The following is a 17,259-nucleotide window of genomic DNA, read 5'->3' as shown; positions in this document are numbered from 1 at the left end:
TCGACAACCGCTATGTTACCAACTTGTTAGTTGTAGAGATGTTATTTCAGAAGCCAAACGTCGAACAAATTGACGAGTTGGTTTCAGTTTTCCCCGCTGTTTTGGGGTATGGAAATTCACCCTGTTCATTAAGTGATATGAGCAGACTAAGAAGTAGAACTGACGAGTACCAATTAACGTACCTATAAATCTCGTCAGCACGAATGGAAGGTCATCTACCATGAACAAACCGTTTCAAAATCATAGCCTAGAGAATTTTTTCTCTACCAACCTTGCTGCTACTGACGACGCTGTATTCGCTGGAATCCAAGCCGAGTTCACACGTCAAAACGAACAAATCGAGCTTATCGCTTCTGAGAACATTGTTTCTAAAGCGGTAATGCAAGCGCAAGGCACGTGTCTAACCAACAAATATGCCGAGGGCTACCCTGGCCGTCGTTATTACGGTGGTTGTGAACACGTGGATACGGTTGAAGCAATCGCAATTGAGCGTGCTAAGCAACTGTTCAAATGTGAATATGTGAATGTTCAGCCTCACTCAGGTGCACAGGCCAACGGCGCTGTAAAACTGGCTCTACTTCAGCCTGGTGACACTATCTTAGGCATGTCTCTGGACGCAGGTGGCCACCTGACACACGGTGCACGCCCAGCTCTTTCTGGCAAATGGTTTAATGCTGTTCAGTACGGTGTTGACCGCGAAACGCTAGAAATCAACTACGAAGATGTTCGCGCACTCGCTGTTGAACACAAACCTAAAATGATTATCGCAGGTGGTAGTGCTATTCCTCGTACCATCGATTTTGCTAAGTTCCGCGAAATCGCTGACGAAGTAGGCGCTATCCTAATGGTCGATATGGCTCACATCGCAGGCCTTATCGCGACGGGTGCACACCCTAGCCCACTACCGCATGCACACGTTGTGACTACAACAACGCACAAAACACTACGTGGCCCACGTGGCGGCATGATCCTGACCAACCACGAAGATATCATCAAGAAGATTAACTCAGCGGTATTCCCTGGTCTGCAAGGCGGTCCACTAATGCACGTAATCGCAGCTAAAGCAGTCGCATTTGGTGAAGCGTTAGGTCCTGAATTTTCAACTTATATTGATTCAGTGATCGACAACGCAAAAGTTCTTGCGGAAGTATTGCAAACTCGCGGTTGTGACATTGTGACTGGTGGTACAGATACGCACCTGATGCTGGTTGACCTACGTCCTAAAGGACTGAAAGGCAACAAAGCAGAAGAAGCCCTAGAACGTGCTGGGATCACATGTAACAAAAATGGCATCCCATTCGATTCAGAGAAGCCTATGATTACATCGGGCATCCGTTTGGGTACGCCTGCGGGAACAAGCCGCGGCTTTGGCGCTGAAGAATTCAAACTCATCGGTAACTGGATTGGCGATGTACTGGATGGGCTAGTAAATAACCCTGAAGGTGACGCTGAAGTAGAGCAACGTGTTCGTAAAGAAGTGAAAACACTTTGCGCTCGCTTCCCACTTTACCAGTAAACAATTTTAATAAAGTTATTTTTGGAGAATAAGCAATGGACAACACACTGAAGTTTGCAGATAGCCATGAATGGGTTCGTGACAACGGTGACGGCACAGTAACTATCGGTATTTCAGAGCACGCACAAGAGATGCTTGGCGATGTAGTATTCGTAGACCTTCCAGCAGTAGAAGACGAAATCGAAGCAGGTGATAGCTTCTCACTTGTTGAGTCAGTTAAAGCGGCTTCTGATATCTACGCACCAATCACTGGTGAAATTGTTGAAATCAACGAAGAGCTAGAAGACAGCCCAGAGCTTATTAACGAAGAACCTTATGAAGGCGGTTGGATTGTTAAAGTGAAGATGTCTGACGCATCTGAACTAGACAACCTAAAAGACGCAGAAGAGTACCTAAACTCAATCGAAGACGAGTAATTAGGAAATCAGCAAAGCTGCCCCGTTCAGGTGGCAGCTTTTTTTCAAAGTTCGGACGTATAATTAATATTATCAGTAACGCTGTAATCCGTTACCCGAATGATGGAGTAGGTAAAGGACAATGACTGAATTACTTCAAAGCCTCAGCACACAAAATGAGTTCGTTGCACGCCACAACGGACCAAACAAATCTGACCAACAGAAGATGTTGGACGCGATCAACGTAGCTAACCTGGATGCACTGATCGAAGAAACAGTTCCAGCGCAAATTCGCCTGGAAAAGCCAATGACCCTTGCTGAAGCGAAAAGCGAAGCAGACATGTTGGTTGCAATGCGCGAATTTGCTGACCAAAACAAAATTAAGCGTACCTTTATTGGTCAGGGCTACTACAACACTTTTACGCCTAACGTAATCTTACGTAACGTACTTGAGAACCCAGGTTGGTACACGGCTTACACACCATACCAGCCAGAAATCTCTCAAGGCCGTCTAGAAGCGCTGCTTAACTTCCAGCAGATGGTAATGGACCTGACTGCTATGGACATTGCCAACGCGTCGCTACTTGATGAAGCAACCGCCGCTGGCGAAGCAATGACGCTATGTAAGCGTGCTGGTAAGAGTAAGAGCAACGTATTCTTCGTTGCAGATGACGTTCACCCACAAACGCTTGAAGTAGTTAAAACTCGTGCTAAGTACATTGGTTTTGAAGTACTGGTTGGCACTCTAGAGTCTCTTCCGGAGCAAGACGTATTCGGTGCACTAGTTCAGTATCCTGGCACAACTGGTGAAGTACGTGATCTGACTGACGTTATCGCAAAAGCGCAAGCGAATAAAACACTGGTAACGGTAGCGACAGACCTGCTGGCTTCTGCTCTGCTTAAGCCTGCTGGCGAAATGGGCGCAGACGTTGTAATCGGTAGTGCACAACGCTTTGGCGTACCAATGGGCTACGGTGGTCCACACGCAGCATTTATGGCAACACGTGACAAGCACAAACGTACTATGCCAGGTCGTGTTATCGGTGTTTCTATCGATAGCAACGGCAACCAGGCACTGCGTATGGCAATGCAGACTCGTGAGCAACATATCCGCCGCGAAAAAGCGACATCAAACATCTGTACTGCTCAGGCACTACTAGCAAACATGGCTTCTTTCTACGCTGTTTATCACGGCGCTGAAGGTCTGCGCACAATTGCTCGTCGTACGCACCACATGACCGCTATTTTGGCTGCTGGTCTGACTAAATCTGGTTTCGAACTGGCTCACAACAGCTTCTTCGACACCATCACTATCAACACGGCTGGTCAAACAGAAGAGCTATACGCAAAAGCTCAAGCAGCTGATCTGAACCTACGTAAGCTAGATGGCAAACTAGGTATCAGCTGTGACGAAACAACCACAACTGCTGATATCGAAGCTCTATTCGCAGTATTTGGCGTGAAAGATGAAGTTAACGCACTGTCATCTGAGATCACTGGTAACGAATTTGCAGCCATTCCAGAAGCACTACGTCGTACTTCTGAGTATCTGACTCACCCTGTATTCAACACGCACCACAGCGAAACACAGATGATGCGTTACCTGAAGCAGCTTGAGAACAAAGACTTCTCACTGACTCACGGTATGATCCCTCTGGGCAGCTGTACCATGAAGCTTAACGCTGCTGCTGAGATGATCCCTGTGACATGGCCTGAATTCGGCTCAATTCACCCATTCGCACCAATGGATCAGGCAGCAGGTTACTCTGCTTTGGCAAAAGACCTGAAAGAAAAGCTATGTGAAATCACTGGCTACGACGCATTCTCGCTTCAGCCAAACTCTGGTGCATCAGGTGAATACGCAGGTCTTATCGCTATCCAGCGTTACCATGACAGCCGCGGAGAAGGACACCGTAACGTATGTCTTATCCCAAGTTCTGCACACGGTACGAACCCAGCGACAGCTTCAATGGTGTCAATGAAGGTAGTCGTTGTTAAGTGTGATGACGAGGGCAACATCGATATGGTCGACCTGGCGGCTAAAATCGAAAAACACGCTGAAAACCTATCAAGCATCATGATCACTTACCCTTCTACGCACGGCGTATACGAAGAGCAAGTGAAAGAAGTATGTGAAATGGTACACGCAGCAGGCGGTCAGGTTTACCTAGACGGTGCTAACATGAATGCTCAGGTTGGTCTGACTTCTCCTGGCTTTATCGGCTCTGACGTTTCGCACCTGAACCTACACAAAACTTTCTGTATCCCACACGGTGGTGGCGGTCCAGGTATGGGTCCTATCGGTGTTAAATCGCACCTGGCACCTTTCCTGCCTGGTCACATCGAAAACGGTGTCGAAGGTGATGATTACGCTATCTCAGCAGCTGACCTTGGTAGTGCTTCTATCCTTCCTATCTCGTGGGCTTACATCGCGATGATGGGTGAAGCAGGTCTGACAGATGCAACGAAAGTCGCGATTCTAAATGCTAACTACGTGATGGAGCGTCTACGCCCTCACTACCCTGTTCTTTACCGTGGCACTAACGGCCGCGTAGCACACGAATGTATTATCGATATTCGCCCGCTAAAAGAAGAGACAGGCATCAGCGAAGAAGATATCGCTAAGCGTCTGATGGACTACGGTTTCCACGCGCCAACTATGTCGTTCCCGGTTGCGGGCACACTAATGGTTGAGCCAACGGAGTCTGAAGATCTGGAAGAGCTAGACCGTTTCTGTGAAGCAATGATCACAATCCGTGAAGAGATGGCTAAAGTGAAGAACGGTGAATGGCCGCTAGAGAACAACCCTCTGGTTAACGCACCTCACACTCAAGTTGACCTGTCGAAAGACGAATGGGATCGCCCTTACTCTCGTGAGCTAGGCTGTTTCCCTTCACCAGCAACTAAGAGCTGGAAATACTGGCCAACGGTTAACCGCGTAGACAACGTTTACGGTGACCGTAACCTAATCTGTTCCTGCCCTAGCATCGACAACTACGAAGATTAATTTGGTAGTTGATCACAGATAACCAAGTTGAAAACTGACTTAAAAAACAAAAGGCGAACCATTGGGTTCGCCTTTTTCTTGCCTGCTATGGAAGGCCTATTCCTCTCTATCTACAGCTTGTGACTAAACTCGCCACACTGGTTACATTTATATCCATGCTTGTAGAAAAACAGCGGAAAGCCAAGCAGTATGAAAACAACAAATGCCGGGCGCTTACCTTGCGTGTGAGCAATAAGATCAGTGCTGCCACAGTGAGGGCACTCGTCGGCAGTGTTCACTTCCTCCTCACATTCAAGTGCAGCCGAAAAATCACTACTCAGGATAAGTCGAGCCTGATCTAAGTCTTCCTCCGCGACCATCAGCTTTACACCACCGATAGCGTTAGAGTACAGCCACTGAGCATTAACGGTATGTTCGTCGGCGATACAGCATTCAATGCCGGCACTTTCTAAACTCGCCTTGGCAATCTGAGCCTCATAAGGAAACGAATAACGCTCTGCTACTACCATTACTGTTCTCCGGATATCATTGCTACAACACAGCGGAGGTTATCACATCAGTGTTGCTTTCTTCATGCTCATAAACAAGAACGTGCCCGAATACTGAGTGATGTTAACCACATAGCATCCGGACACATCAATAATATAATAGCTAAGTTTCTATGACGTTCTGGTCATTCTGACTTCTTAAAAACCGCTTTGTAATCACCATTCAGATGGACGAGTGTCCCTTTATCCATATCGAATGTGAATCGTTGCTCGCGCCCCCCTCTTGTGAACTCGAGTAACTCTCCGTCAAACGTATATTTTGTACTGACCAGGTGTTGATCCCAATATACGCCATCTTTGCCGATACGAACCGTCGCAGCAGAATAGCCAGCGACACGAGATTCCACCCATTCTCCCATCAGTTCAGCTCTAGCCTTCGCACGGTACTGACTGATCATAAAGTAACTCGCCAATACCATTGAGACTAAACATACGGCTCCTAATGAGACCAGTATGACTGTCCGGTATTCTTTCATTTATATCCTCCCCCGCGCACGCGGTTAAGAATAACTCTCCTCACATTAACCTTAGCTCATACTGATAAATTTGTTATTAACAACATTCACACCAACCGGGCGCTGGCAACGCTAATCAACTTATATAATTGAGCAGCAAAGCTGTTCATCACTGCAGCAGTGACAATTAGTGCAACCCCCGCTATCTGATAGTTTGAGAACGTCTGAGCAAAGAACAGTACCTGCCACAGTGTGCTGAACAGCAAACTAGTGAAGATCAGTGGAGCAATCTGAGAGTTCGTCTGCGCCAGTTTGTACGCTTTTGAGCGCATTATCTGAGTCGTCGCGACAGAGACTGACAGTGTGCATAACAGCAACCACACTGCACCATGTTCTATTGGCGCTAACAGGATTTTCTGATCCGCGACGGACAGACCGGAAATGGACAAGATCGGTAAGACGCTAACAGCGGCAATGAGAAACGTCCACCCGTTGATGGTCGCAGGGGCAACTTCCGCTTTGCTGGCACGAAACAGACTCACCTGAGATCCCGCACTAAACACTCCGGACGCCAAACCGATTAACAATTCAGGTCGGAACTGGATACCAGACACATCTCCCGCCAGCAATACAACTCCTATAAAAGTGGCAACTAAACTAAATTTAGTTTGAGTCTTAATCTCAACCTGAAACAACAGTTTTTCTAACACAGCAATAAAAATAGGTCCGGTCGCAAACAGTACCGAACTTTCCACCAGCGATAACCTGCTCAGTGAGGCAATAAAACAGAGTTGGCATGCCGCTATGCACAGAGCACGCACGATAATAGGTCTGATTAAGTTCCTTGGCGGCCAATGCAACTTCGACATTACGACGATGGAGAAAAACAGCAGTGCAGGCATTAGAAGACGCAGAAATGTCAACAAGTCGACGCTTAGCATTTCTGTTAGTTTTTTTAAAAATAGACCAGTTAACGACAAACTGAGCGTTGAAACTAGCATATAAGGTACAGCACGGTTATTTAGCAATATGATTCCTCCCTATAGGCAGGCTCATACTATTGCAATGACAAGCGGATAAAAAACGAATATATTTAACCAAACCTGTTAGCAAAACTTACATATGAATCGACGACCACCTCTAAAATCTCTGTATGCATTTGTGGCTGTCGCAGAGACTGGCAGTATGACCAAAGCCGCAGATTTACTCAGTGTCAGTCATTCTGCTATCAGTCAAGCGATCAAAAGCCTTGAGTCGCAACTCGGCCAACCACTTTTTCAGCGCGTGGGCAGACAAGTTCAGCTCAACTCAATTGGCCAGAATTATTACAACGACATTGCTCCCGCTTTAACCGCTATCGTCGATGCAACAGAAGCGATAACTCAACAGCCTCAATCGAGCAAAATCACCGTCAATATGGTCAACTCATTGGCGATTCACTGGTGGGTTCCAAAGGTGAATGACTTTCAGCACCACGCACCTGATGTCGATGTGCGCCTGTCAAATCTTATTGGTGCATTTGATTTAAATCAGGAGGGGGTCGATGTCGCTATCATCCACGGTAAAACAGATGAATGGCAGGATTACTATTGCGAGAAGCTCGGTGATGATGAGTTGTTGCTCGTTTGCAGTCCGCAGTTATTAGAATCATCGCAATCCAGACCTTCCGCCGCTGAATTATTACAACGCTATCCCGCTATTTATGCTGACAACTTACGGAGAAAAAATGACTGGAATGTCTGGTGTGAGGGTAACTCGCTGCCAGTGCCTAAGCAGCATAACAATTTAAACTTTATCGCCTCTGTTCATGCGATACAGGCGGCGATACAAAAGCTCGGCGTCTTTGTCACTCACCGTTTGTTTGTCCGTGATGAAATCAAACACGGCTTTTTAGTCGAGATAGGCAAACCGGTTAATAACCCCCATCAGGCGTTTTTCTTTGTCTGTAAACCGGACAAACTGCGTAACGATAATGTCCTCAAACTAAAATCTTGGGTAGAAAAAGAGTTTAGCGATACACAAGATGACAGGGCTGATGACTGAGGTTAGTCTCTTTGCAGCTCAACGTTATTTGATCAGCTTTAAGATCGACCTGAACTCATCACTACGACAATCTTTGACCAGCTCATAGAGACACATCTCCAAACAAGTAATGTCTATCCCCTTGTTCAATAGTTTGCGGACGCTCAGTTGTTTATTTTGCTCTAAGCGAGAGGATATACAGTCCGTCACCAGGTGAACGTCATAATCGCGCTGTGCCAATGCCAGCGCGGTTTGATAGACGCAGATGTGCGCTTCGATACCGCATAGCAAAAAGTTCTCGACGTTTGCCTGACGAACAGCTTCGACAAACTCAGGTTCACCGCAGCCGTTAAAGGTAAACTTGCTGATCGGTGTTACATCTTTAAGTAACTGACGTACAGAATCTACCGTTGGGCCCAGTTTCTCAGGGTTTTGCTCCAGCCAGACTATAGGCAACCCTAGCAATTGAGCTCCCTGAGTCAGCTTGGCACAGTTTGCAATCAGGGTATCGGAATCATGAACCAGACTGGCAAGTTTTCCCTGCACATCAACAATCACCAGTCCTGTATTTGTTCTGTCAAGCATACGTCCTCCATGTAAGAAGGTTAGTCAACCCAATGACTAACCTACACTATTTTACCATCAGCGACTAAATCTCCATCGTCACAAAGCGAGAAGGAACACCTACACCACCAGCAAGCAGTGAGGATATAGCATCGTTTTCAACACAGATGGAGACTTCAATGCAGCTTGGTGAAGGCATCGGCATGGAATAGCCCTGCTCTATCACAAATCGAGTCTGTTCCAGTTTCAGGTAGTCGTAGAGATAACATGCCAATGGCCCTGCAGCCATACCCGTTGCTGCCTCTTCTTTAATGCCGTAACGAGGCGCGAACATTCTTGTTGACGCATCTCGACCTGGCAGATTTGTTTCGCGACTAAATACATAGAAACCGATTAGGTCGTGTTTTTCTGACAGCTTATTAATCAAGGAATGGTCAGGAACAATGCCCTGTAGCGTCGCTATGTCTTTCACTCCGACCAAAATAAAGCCGTTACCTGTGTTGGCGATGACGGGTTGGGCTGTTACCTGCTCTGAGCTCAACCCTAACGCTGCCAGCACTCTCGGTGTTTCTTCAGTGATATCAGTATAGCGTGGCGCTAGCTGTTGCATATAAGCAAAGCCATCTTTAACAATGATGTTTCGATTGCCATCAATGGTCTCTTTCGAAGTATGAGATTGTGGAATCAAATCTAGCTGAGACAGATAACTAAAGCTGGCGATAGTGGCGTGACCGCAATGAGCGATCTGTCTCTGTGGGGTAAAAAAGTCGAGCTTGAAGTCGGCACTGGTCGAATGAGAAATAAAGGCGGTTTCCGACAAGCCTACTTGGTTCGCAATCGACAGTTTCTGTTGGTCAGTCAGTTGGTCGGCATTAAGCACAACACCTGCTGGGTTACCACCTTTTTCACCATCTACAAACGCATCGACAATTGCTACTTTCACTTCCATTTTGCTGCTCCTCATTGGGTTAGTTCAATGAGGTTAGCAATCTAGACCATACTCTAGGTCAAGCGTTTTTGAAGCGATTTATTTTGTTTTCTGTCACCTCGATATAGTGCTCGATATCCTGTTGCTGTTTATAGAGGTGCTCAAGGTGGTCTTGGAGAAAGGCGATACATTGCGACTTATCGCCCGCATAAAAGGCCTCTGTGTACTTCTTGATCTTACTAAGCGACATGCCCGAATTCTTCATGCAGGATACCCAATTCAATACATCAACATCGGTTGAAGTATAAGAACGGTGACCGCTAGCGTCTTTCTCCGGTTGTATTACCAGCCCCTGTTTTTCGTAGTACCGAATTGTATGAATTCCAAGTCCGGTCTTGTCGCTAACTACGCCTATTTTCATCTTGTCGAATGCTCCTTATCCGGAAAATGCAGCGTTAACTGGTGGTCAACTCAGCAAAAAACTCGCGTAACTGCTCGTCATCAAGGGCTAACAGGTTGTCACCGACATACCATTCAACCACAGATTGGTTTGGATGGGCTGTGACCTGCGGATTGCCAAACCAGATACCGCGCTTGGTTGCAAATGCCTGTTGAAGTTCCAGCGCTTCCTTATGACTGAAAGGTAAGATCAGATGGAGCATATTCGATTGCGGCTGGGGAGGATTAACCGCCAATGTTGGGAACTCTTCAATGATTTGATAAACCTGCTTAGTACGTTCGAACAGCGCTCGCAACTGAGCAAGCCTATCGTCAAACTGCATTGCCGCTGAGACGATATACGGCGTCCTGTGATAAACATTGCCCCCCTGACGTTTCATCCACATCGAGGCCAGTTCAATAAATTGTTTCGAGCCAAGTAACATTGAACCACCGAGCCCGTTAATCCCCTTGTAGAGTGAGACATAAGCGCTATCAAATCCTTGCGCTATCTGCTGATACTCTTTTTGCCAGTATGCAGCAGTCTCCCACAAACGCGCACCATCCATATGTAGGTGAATGCCATTCTGAGCACAATATTGCTTAATCTCGTTCAACTCTTGCCACGAAGGTAACTGACCTCCAATTTCACGCATTGGCAACTCGTACAAAGCCGCCGCAATTTCATCTGGCCACTGCTGAAGGTCTTCAAGCTTCCATGGTTTATAAGCATTACCAATCGGTAAGATATTGAAGCGGTTTTGCAGCTGGTACCCCTGCCTTTCGTGAAGATAGATGTGACTGGAAGGGTGCATCGCAACAATTGGATTGCGTTTTTGCTTAGTGACCAGTTCAAGTACCGTCGGTTGAGTCATGGTACCCGTGATGACGAACAAACCAGCCTCATAGCCTAACAGGTCTGCGACCTTTTTCTCGAACGCCTGAATGGTTTCTCCTTCGCCATACACATCGTGTTCAATATCGTGCTGCTCGCACCATTGCGCCATTTTAGAAAAGTGTTCAGCGGGAGAGTCTTCTTTATTGCCGGGAATGTGGATTGTACAGAGTTGTTTTAGCTGGGTGCTCATTGTTCTTTCCATAGATTGTCATGCCTTTTGCAATCTAACCCGTTAGCACAGAGCTGTAAATATCTGACGGACGCAGGGCAAATGAAATCATTCACCCTGCATCAGGCGATCAGTTATAGCCAGAATAACGAATGCCCGACAACTGGGACATCTCCTTACTCCAGGTTGCTAAGTCGTTTTGATTAAAGCCACTCAACGAGTTATGCCCACAGGCTCTTGCCATCACCTGCATCATCTCGACTGAGGCACGGAAGAAGTTGTGCAACTGATGAGAGGCTTTCTCCACATTCAGTCGCTGCCTTAAATCGGCTTTTTGTGTCGCAACTCCGGCAGGACAGTTATTGGTATTGCACATTCGTGCGGCTACACAACCAATCGACTGCATAGCACTGTTCGAAATCGCCACACCATCCGCACCTAATGCCATCGCTTTCACAAAATCCATCGGCAGACGCAGCCCGCCAGTGATAATCAAGGTCACTCTACCGGACGCATTCTGCTGATCGAGATACCTTCTGGCACGTGCCAGAGCCGGGATAGTTGGCACGCTAATATGATCGCGGAACATAGCTGGCGCAGCCCCTGTACCGCCACCTCGACCATCAAGAATGATGTAATCCGCTCCCGCATCCAAAGCAAACTGTATATCTTGCTCTATATGATTGGCGCTGAGTTTGAAGCCAATAGGGATGCCGCCCGTGATTTCTCTGACTCTATCGGCAAACTTGGCAAAGTCCTGACTGGTATGAAGATCTTTAAACGTTGGTGGAGAGATAGCTGGCTGACCTTCAGGAATACCGCGAACCTGTGAAATCTTACCGATGTTTTTGCTGGCAGGCAGGTGACCTCCGGTACCGGTTTTCGCCCCCTGACCGCCCTTAAAGTGGAACGCCTGCACACCAAGTAACTTGTCTTCACTATATCCGAATCCGGCGCTGGCCAGTTCATAGAAATAGCGCGAGTTAGCCGCCTGCTCTTCGGGTAACATGCCTCCTTCCCCAGAACAAATACCAGTGCCGGCCAGCTCTGCACCTTTAGCCAGAGATACCTTTGCCTCTTCCGACAAAGCGCCAAAACTCATATCAGAAACAAACAGTGGAATATCCAGCTTTAACGGACGCTTTACCTCAGGGCCGATGATCAGTTCTGTCGTCACCTGCGCATCTTCCATTAATGGTTTCGTCGCCATCTGCGCCACCATTATTTGGATATCATCCCAATCAGGCAGCAGATTTCGTGGTACTCCCATTGCAGTCATAGGACCATGATGTCCAAGCTTTGAAAGCCCTTCACGAGCCAGTTGGTGAATCAGTTCTACAGCGGGTTCTTCAACAGTAGCAACCGCTATCGGAGCACCTTGAGTTGAAGCCTCTATTCCCGGGCCTTCCTGACCCACTTGCTCAGCAGTAAACTTCTTATGTGTACCATCGCAAAACGGCAAATTAGCCGAGTGCTTACACTGACACAAATAAGCTTCTTCGTCCTTTTCCGCTGTGAAACTCATCGGCTTAAACTCTGTTCCGGCATGAGAACCATCACAGTAGGGTTGCTTTTTAGATCGTCCACAACGGCAGAAGTAATATTCATTACCCTTAGATAGCTCGACCTTGACTGGCTTGTTACTGGCGATAACTGGCTTGCTCATAGTGCTTTCCTTTTAATACCTATCTATATTGATGGCTATTGATAAGCGTAGAACAATGACAGGCTATCGCTGCTCGATTCTCAAACGAATACAAGCAGTAACTTGAGCTTTCTACACGATGATTTGTTCCACCACACCTCGGATCACCGGCACAATCGACACCACAAGCAGCATGGCCATGGTCAGGTTAAACCAGCGCAAATAGTGCTGCTTGGTTAGCCAACGACGCAGCGCTGAACCGAACATCAGCCATACTCCGACACAAGGAAAAGATGCGACCAGAAACGTCCCGGCAATAGTGAGGTTTTGAGAAAAATACCCTTCGCCAACAGTGGTAAAAGCAGAAATAGCCCCAATCGCTACCACCCATGCCTTAGCATTGACCCACTGGAACAGTGCCCCTTTCATAAACCCAAACGGCGCCCCTTGCTGCTGTCCTTTGCCAATCTCTTTGGTTATCGCGATTTGCCACGCCAGGTAGAGTAAATAAGCGCTACCGAGCACTTTAATGATCAGTTCAAGTTGGGGAAAAAAGTGAAACACCTGACCGAAACCCACGCCCACCAGCAGTAACATGATGGTAAAGCCAACACATATGCCACTCAGCAGTGGCAAGCTTTTGCGCGCACCAAAGTTAACACCAGATGTCATCACCATAATGTTGTTCGGGCCCGGTGTGACCGAAGATGACACAGCAAACAGAGCGACAGAGAGCAGATATTCCATATTCCCGTTTTCCTTTTTCAGCGTTGGACATTGTTCGCTTTAGCAAACGTAAATTCGATATATTGAACGAACATTTTTTATACTGAACACAAAGAAAGCGTTTGTCAAATCGTCCTCTTGTTTTTTATAATGAACAAGCCAACCGCATTACGGAAATCTGTTATGACCATGAAAAAGCCACCGATTGCTCAAATTGCTGCGACGTTATCCAGAGAAAGACAACGCTCAGGGCTAAGCCTTAGTGAAGTGGCGAAACGGGCTCAAATCGCTAAATCAACTCTGTCGCAGTTAGAAAACGGAGCAGGTAACCCGAGTATCGAAACCCTATGGTCAATCTGTGTAGTGTTAGACATTCCTTTTTCTCGACTGATTGAAGAGCCGAGTGCAGAGACCAAAGTTATTCGCTACGGAGAAGGCGTATCGGTTTTTTCTAAAAGTGAAGATTATCAAGCGACGTTGTTGGCAGCTTGTCCACCAAACGCGAGTCGTGACATCTATTGGTTGGAAGTAGCACCAAACGAACCATTTTACTCTGAGCCCCATAACCCGGGTACTATCGAGCATGTTGTGATTATCCAGGGGCGAGCCAGACTAGGTACCACTAATGACGCTCATGAACTCAGTGAGGGTGACTACATCACCTACCCGGGTGACCGTCCGCATATGTTTGAGGCACTTGAACCCAACACCAAAGCGATGTTGATTTCGGAATATCGTTAATGCTCTCCGTAAACAAAGTACTTCGAGCCATATTTATTTAATGCGATGACTATTATGCCAAACAGCTATTTCACTCAGATCCCTGTCGGGGTTCGCTTTATGCTTCTTTCAGCGCTTGGCTTTGCATTAATGTCAGCCTGCGTGAAGTATGTCAGCAATCACGGTATACCATTATTTGAAATTGTCGCCGCCCGCGCACTGGTTTCGTTGATCATCAGCTATATCGATATCAAGCGTAAGCGCCTTTCCGTATGGGGCAACAACAAGCTTCTGCTGTTGGTGAGAGGATTTATTGGTACCATCGCTCTGATGTGCGTCTACTACTCAGTCACCACACTTCCTCTGGCGGAAGCGACAATTCTCCAATACGTTCATCCGGTCTTTACCGCTTTGCTTGGACTGCTGTTTCTGAAAGAACGTATTCAGACATCAACCATGATCTGCATTGCTTTCTGCCTCGCCGGTCTGTGGGCTATGGTTCAGCCTAGCCTCAATAGCAACATTGATTATCAACTGCCGATATTCAGTGTCACCACCGCTTTACTTGGCGCACTAGGAAGTTCTATCGCTTATGTCATCGTACGTAAACTAAGTCAGACCGAAGACAGCTCGGTAATCATTTTCTACTTCCCGTTGATGGCTCTGCCAACATCTGTGGTTCTAATGTGGCAAGACTTTATCTGGCCAAGTTTACCGCTGCTATTCCTGCTCGTGTTGGTCGGTATATTTACGCAGGTAGGTCAATACGGCCTGACCAAAGCAATGCAGACTCAGGCAGCGGGTAAGGCATCCGCCTACTCCTATATTCAAATTGTTTTCTCTGCCCTGCTTGGCGTGTGGCTGTTTAACGAAGTTCCATCAGTGTGGACCTTCTTGGGCGGTGGTTTAATTGTCACTGGCGCAATGATTAATGTGTTTGGTAAACACTTACTGACGCCGCTAAGACGCAACTAACGCAAGACAACGATTTGTTTAATTGGGACAAGTCGTTGCTCGTTGATTCGATAAAGGTGTTAACCGGATGGTTTAATCCGTTAGCTTTTAGTCAGAGCATTGACCAAGAGCGTAATCAAGCTTAACCAAAACCTCACCTCTCATTGACGGTCAGAATCAGTGCGGCGATATTATAACGTCATCCCCCGTAAGCAAAGGAACCTAAGATGAAAAAGGCCCTACTCCTGTTAACTGGTGCTGCTTTTGTGTTAGCTGGCTGCCAAGACAAACAACCACAGCAAAGCGCTAAACCCATCGCTGAAGCTCAGGCAGAAATTGTCATTGATGCCCCAGCCGATAACCAACACACCGCAAATACGGCGCTAGATTGGAACGGTACGTATGTCGGCATATTGCCCTGTGCAGACTGCAGCGGTATCGAAACCCAAATCACGCTTAACCACGATGGTAGTTACACTGCAACGCAGACTTATCTGGGTAAAGAAGATGGCTTGTTTGAATCCCAGGGTCAGTTCCACTGGAATGACAAAGGCAACATCATCACTCTTGAAAATGAAACTGGCGCAAACCAATACTTTGTCGGCGAAAATATCTTGTTTAAATTAGATATGAATGGCGAACGGGTAGAAGGTGATTTAGCCGAGCATTACCAATTACATAAACAGTAACCACCAGCAATAAAAAAGGAGCCTCAGGGCTCCTTTTTGCTATTTACCGTTCTTGTTGCGAATCATACGACGTAAACGTGAGCGGCGCTCTGCTTCACCCTGGCTCGCATCACTTGGGTTGTTGGTGCGAGTCTTACGATTCTTAAATGCAGGTTTAGAGTGCATTTTCTCAAGCAGTGCATCGCGGTTCTTTGGCTCGTAACCTTCAAGCTCTTTACGGTAGATACGCTGACCAATCAGAGTTTCTACCTGCTGTAGTGTCAGTTCTTCTTCACGGTTAACAAATGACACTGCGTTACCACGCTGACCAGCGCGACCTGTACGACCAATACGGTGAACGTAGTCTTCTGCAAGGAAAGGCATATCAAAGTTAACGACGTGTGGCAGGTTCTGGATATCAAGACCGCGAGCAGCAACATCCGTTGCGATCATTACTCGCGCTTTACCTGTTTTGAACTCTTCAAGCGCACGGCGACGAGCACTTTGCGCTTTATCACCGTGACAAAGGACCGCTTTAATACCGTCAAGCTTAAGCTCTTTGACTAACTCGTTTGCTGTCTCTTTGTAGTTCACAAACACCAGCACCTGTTTCCAGTTTTTACGACCAATCAGTTCTGACAGTAGCTCGCGCTTACGCTCTTGTTCTACAGGGTAAACAACGTGCGCGATGGTATCTGCCGTTACGTTTTCACGCGCAACAGAAACACGTTTTGGCTGACGCAAGATCTCACTCGCTAGTTTGTTCATTTGAGTAGAGAAGGTCGCTGAAAATAGCATTGTCTGTGGTTTAGTGGTTACGCCAGACATGATCTTTTCAATCGAAGCGATAAAGCCCATATCCAACATACGGTCTGCTTCATCAAATACCAGAAACTCTAAGTTAGCCAAGGAAACGTTGTTAAGTTCGATATGCTCAATCAAACGACCCGGAGTGGCAACCAACACGTCAACACCAGCTTCCAGCGCTTTTTGCTGGGTCGCCATTTTCTTACCGCCAAAAATCGCGACTGTCTTGATATCAGTGTATTTAGTGTAATCTTGGATATTCGACGCTACCTGCTCTGCCAGCTCACGTGTTGGAGTCAAGATAACCGCACGCGTCTGGTGTCGGTTAGCCGACTTATCGCTATCAAGAATGTTCTGAACGATCGGCAATGCAAAAGCAGCGGTTTTACCAGTACCTGTTTGAGCGTTAGCTAGAATGTCATGTCCACGGCGAGCTAAAGGAATCGCTTTTTGCTGTACTGGAGTGAGTTTTTCATACCCGCATTCAGTAAGAGCTTTCACGATTTCTGGAGAAAAGTTTTGTGATGCAAATGACATATCTTGTTCCTAAAGCTAACGACAAATATTAAGCGTAACCAAAATTACGGTCGCTGATTATAGAGCAATAATCCCGAGATGGGAGTGTTAATGTGAAATTAGCTTAAATTCCCACTAAATTTAGCCGGTTCTAGCCATTTATACATCACTTAGCTATCAACCTGTCCCACCTGAGCGTTCGGGTAAGTTGTGGCAACAGTACCAATAATAGTTAATCTGGTGCCGGAGCCCACTCAGGCAAACGTTAGGTTGATTGGTTTAA

General features: G+C 46.9%; 17 protein-coding genes. 7 read left to right on the top strand and 10 right to left on the bottom strand.

Translation table 11 applies throughout. The features are described from left to right. The first annotated feature begins 220 nt into the window (after positions 1-220). The 3 genes from RH46_RS06125 to gcvP all read left to right on the top strand — a co-directional run bounded on the left by RH46_RS06125 (position 221) and on the right by gcvP (position 4,918). Positions 221-1,516 (top strand): serine hydroxymethyltransferase, encoded by a 1,296-nt coding sequence (locus tag RH46_RS06125; RefSeq protein ID WP_006878514.1) that lies wholly within the window; start codon positions 221-223, stop codon positions 1,514-1,516. A 35-nt stretch (positions 1,517-1,551) separates the two neighbouring features. After that, positions 1,552-1,932 carry a glycine cleavage system protein GcvH gene (gcvH, locus tag RH46_RS06120; protein WP_006878513.1) on the top strand — a complete coding sequence of 127 codons (381 nt, stop codon included), beginning with the start codon at positions 1,552-1,554 and terminating at the stop codon, positions 1,930-1,932. 121 nt (positions 1,933-2,053) lie between these two features. Then, positions 2,054-4,918, top strand: coding sequence for an aminomethyl-transferring glycine dehydrogenase (gene gcvP / locus RH46_RS06115; protein ID WP_006878512.1), 2,865 nt, complete (start codon positions 2,054-2,056; stop codon positions 4,916-4,918). Between the two features lie 110 nt (positions 4,919-5,028). Here gcvP and RH46_RS06110 read toward each other — a convergent pair whose 3' ends face one another. The 3 genes from RH46_RS06110 to RH46_RS06100 all read right to left on the bottom strand — a co-directional run bounded on the left by RH46_RS06110 (position 5,029) and on the right by RH46_RS06100 (position 6,922). Then, positions 5,029-5,427: a putative signal transducing protein gene (locus RH46_RS06110; RefSeq protein WP_006878511.1), complete on the bottom strand. Its 399-nt coding sequence runs from the start codon at positions 5,425-5,427 to the stop codon at positions 5,029-5,031. 164 nt (positions 5,428-5,591) lie between these two features. Then, positions 5,592-5,942: a DUF2850 domain-containing protein gene (locus tag RH46_RS06105; protein ID WP_006878510.1), complete on the bottom strand. Its 351-nt coding sequence runs from the start codon at positions 5,940-5,942 to the stop codon at positions 5,592-5,594. 86 nt (positions 5,943-6,028) lie between these two features. After that, positions 6,029-6,922: a DMT family transporter gene (locus RH46_RS06100; RefSeq protein WP_040895297.1), complete on the bottom strand. Its 894-nt coding sequence runs from the start codon at positions 6,920-6,922 to the stop codon at positions 6,029-6,031. Between the two features lie 121 nt (positions 6,923-7,043). Between RH46_RS06100 and RH46_RS06095 the strand changes: the two genes are divergently transcribed. Further along, a complete protein-coding gene (locus RH46_RS06095) occupies positions 7,044-7,964 on the top strand; it encodes a LysR substrate-binding domain-containing protein (RefSeq protein WP_006878508.1) in 921 nt (306 codons plus the stop codon). A 24-nt stretch (positions 7,965-7,988) separates the two neighbouring features. On the opposite strand, the gene RH46_RS06090 is transcribed toward RH46_RS06095, so the two are convergent. The 6 genes from RH46_RS06090 to RH46_RS06065 all read right to left on the bottom strand — a co-directional run bounded on the left by RH46_RS06090 (position 7,989) and on the right by RH46_RS06065 (position 13,332). Beyond that, complete coding sequence (locus tag RH46_RS06090; protein WP_006878507.1) at positions 7,989-8,528, bottom strand: hydrolase; 540 nt, start codon at positions 8,526-8,528, stop codon at positions 7,989-7,991. A 64-nt stretch (positions 8,529-8,592) separates the two neighbouring features. After that, entirely contained in the window at positions 8,593-9,456 is an 864-nt protein-coding gene (locus tag RH46_RS06085; protein WP_006878506.1) for a PhzF family phenazine biosynthesis protein, read from the bottom strand. Between the two features lie 58 nt (positions 9,457-9,514). Further along, positions 9,515-9,856 (bottom strand): MerR family transcriptional regulator, encoded by a 342-nt coding sequence (locus RH46_RS06080; RefSeq protein WP_006878505.1) that lies wholly within the window; start codon positions 9,854-9,856, stop codon positions 9,515-9,517. 34 nt (positions 9,857-9,890) lie between these two features. Further along, positions 9,891-10,961, bottom strand: coding sequence for a threonine aldolase family protein (locus RH46_RS06075; protein ID WP_006878504.1), 1,071 nt, complete (start codon positions 10,959-10,961; stop codon positions 9,891-9,893). A gap of 109 nt (positions 10,962-11,070) precedes the next feature. After that, a complete protein-coding gene (locus tag RH46_RS06070) occupies positions 11,071-12,606 on the bottom strand; it encodes a glutamate synthase-related protein (RefSeq protein ID WP_006878503.1) in 1,536 nt (511 codons plus the stop codon). A gap of 111 nt (positions 12,607-12,717) precedes the next feature. After that, positions 12,718-13,332, bottom strand: a complete 615-nt coding sequence (locus RH46_RS06065; protein WP_006878502.1) for a LysE family translocator — start codon at positions 13,330-13,332, stop codon at positions 12,718-12,720. 162 nt (positions 13,333-13,494) lie between these two features. On the opposite strand from RH46_RS06065, the gene RH46_RS06060 reads away from it, so the two are divergent. The 3 genes from RH46_RS06060 to RH46_RS06050 all read left to right on the top strand — a co-directional run bounded on the left by RH46_RS06060 (position 13,495) and on the right by RH46_RS06050 (position 15,674). Then, positions 13,495-14,052 carry a helix-turn-helix domain-containing protein gene (locus RH46_RS06060; protein WP_006878501.1) on the top strand — a complete coding sequence of 186 codons (558 nt, stop codon included), beginning with the start codon at positions 13,495-13,497 and terminating at the stop codon, positions 14,050-14,052. 54 nt (positions 14,053-14,106) lie between these two features. Beyond that, on the top strand, positions 14,107-15,006 hold the full coding sequence (locus tag RH46_RS06055) for a DMT family transporter (protein ID WP_006878500.1): 900 nt from the start codon (positions 14,107-14,109) through the stop codon (positions 15,004-15,006). Positions 15,007-15,212: 206 nt separating this feature from the next. Continuing rightward, on the top strand, positions 15,213-15,674 hold the full coding sequence (locus RH46_RS06050) for a copper resistance protein NlpE (RefSeq protein ID WP_006878499.1): 462 nt from the start codon (positions 15,213-15,215) through the stop codon (positions 15,672-15,674). Between the two features lie 39 nt (positions 15,675-15,713). On the opposite strand, the gene RH46_RS06045 is transcribed toward RH46_RS06050, so the two are convergent. Further along, positions 15,714-16,997 carry a DEAD/DEAH box helicase gene (locus tag RH46_RS06045; protein WP_006878498.1) on the bottom strand — a complete coding sequence of 428 codons (1,284 nt, stop codon included), beginning with the start codon at positions 16,995-16,997 and terminating at the stop codon, positions 15,714-15,716. Positions 16,998-17,259: the final 262 nt, after the last annotated feature.

This window comes from Vibrio brasiliensis LMG 20546, assembly GCF_000189255.1.
Classification (GTDB): Bacteria; Pseudomonadota; Gammaproteobacteria; order Enterobacterales; family Vibrionaceae; genus Vibrio; species Vibrio brasiliensis.
The sequence above is the reverse complement of the archived record's forward strand: the minus strand, read 5'-3'. Positions and strand labels throughout refer to the sequence as shown.

What these genes read in the sequence shown, in the direction of transcription:
- RH46_RS06090 (WP_006878507.1), bottom strand. Translation starts at nt 8,528, where the DNA reads ATGCTTGACAGAACAAATACAGGACTGGTGATTGTTGATGTGCAGGGA.
- RH46_RS06095 (WP_006878508.1), top strand. Translation starts at nt 7,044, where the DNA reads ATGAATCGACGACCACCTCTAAAATCTCTGTATGCATTTGTGGCTGTC.
- RH46_RS06050 (WP_006878499.1), top strand. Translation starts at nt 15,213, where the DNA reads ATGAAAAAGGCCCTACTCCTGTTAACTGGTGCTGCTTTTGTGTTAGCT.
- gcvH (WP_006878513.1), top strand. Translation starts at nt 1,552, where the DNA reads ATGGACAACACACTGAAGTTTGCAGATAGCCATGAATGGGTTCGTGAC.
- gcvP (WP_006878512.1), top strand. Translation starts at nt 2,054, where the DNA reads ATGACTGAATTACTTCAAAGCCTCAGCACACAAAATGAGTTCGTTGCA.
- RH46_RS06060 (WP_006878501.1), top strand. Translation starts at nt 13,495, where the DNA reads ATGACCATGAAAAAGCCACCGATTGCTCAAATTGCTGCGACGTTATCC.
- RH46_RS06110 (WP_006878511.1), bottom strand. Translation starts at nt 5,427, where the DNA reads ATGGTAGTAGCAGAGCGTTATTCGTTTCCTTATGAGGCTCAGATTGCC.
- RH46_RS06125 (WP_006878514.1), top strand. Translation starts at nt 221, where the DNA reads ATGAACAAACCGTTTCAAAATCATAGCCTAGAGAATTTTTTCTCTACC.
- RH46_RS06105 (WP_006878510.1), bottom strand. Translation starts at nt 5,942, where the DNA reads ATGAAAGAATACCGGACAGTCATACTGGTCTCATTAGGAGCCGTATGT.
- RH46_RS06055 (WP_006878500.1), top strand. Translation starts at nt 14,107, where the DNA reads ATGCCAAACAGCTATTTCACTCAGATCCCTGTCGGGGTTCGCTTTATG.
- RH46_RS06080 (WP_006878505.1), bottom strand. Translation starts at nt 9,856, where the DNA reads ATGAAAATAGGCGTAGTTAGCGACAAGACCGGACTTGGAATTCATACA.
- RH46_RS06075 (WP_006878504.1), bottom strand. Translation starts at nt 10,961, where the DNA reads ATGAGCACCCAGCTAAAACAACTCTGTACAATCCACATTCCCGGCAAT.
- RH46_RS06085 (WP_006878506.1), bottom strand. Translation starts at nt 9,456, where the DNA reads ATGGAAGTGAAAGTAGCAATTGTCGATGCGTTTGTAGATGGTGAAAAA.
- RH46_RS06070 (WP_006878503.1), bottom strand. Translation starts at nt 12,606, where the DNA reads ATGAGCAAGCCAGTTATCGCCAGTAACAAGCCAGTCAAGGTCGAGCTA.
- RH46_RS06100 (WP_040895297.1), bottom strand. Translation starts at nt 6,922, where the DNA reads ATGCTAGTTTCAACGCTCAGTTTGTCGTTAACTGGTCTATTTTTAAAA.
- RH46_RS06065 (WP_006878502.1), bottom strand. Translation starts at nt 13,332, where the DNA reads ATGGAATATCTGCTCTCTGTCGCTCTGTTTGCTGTGTCATCTTCGGTC.
- RH46_RS06045 (WP_006878498.1), bottom strand. Translation starts at nt 16,997, where the DNA reads ATGTCATTTGCATCACAAAACTTTTCTCCAGAAATCGTGAAAGCTCTT.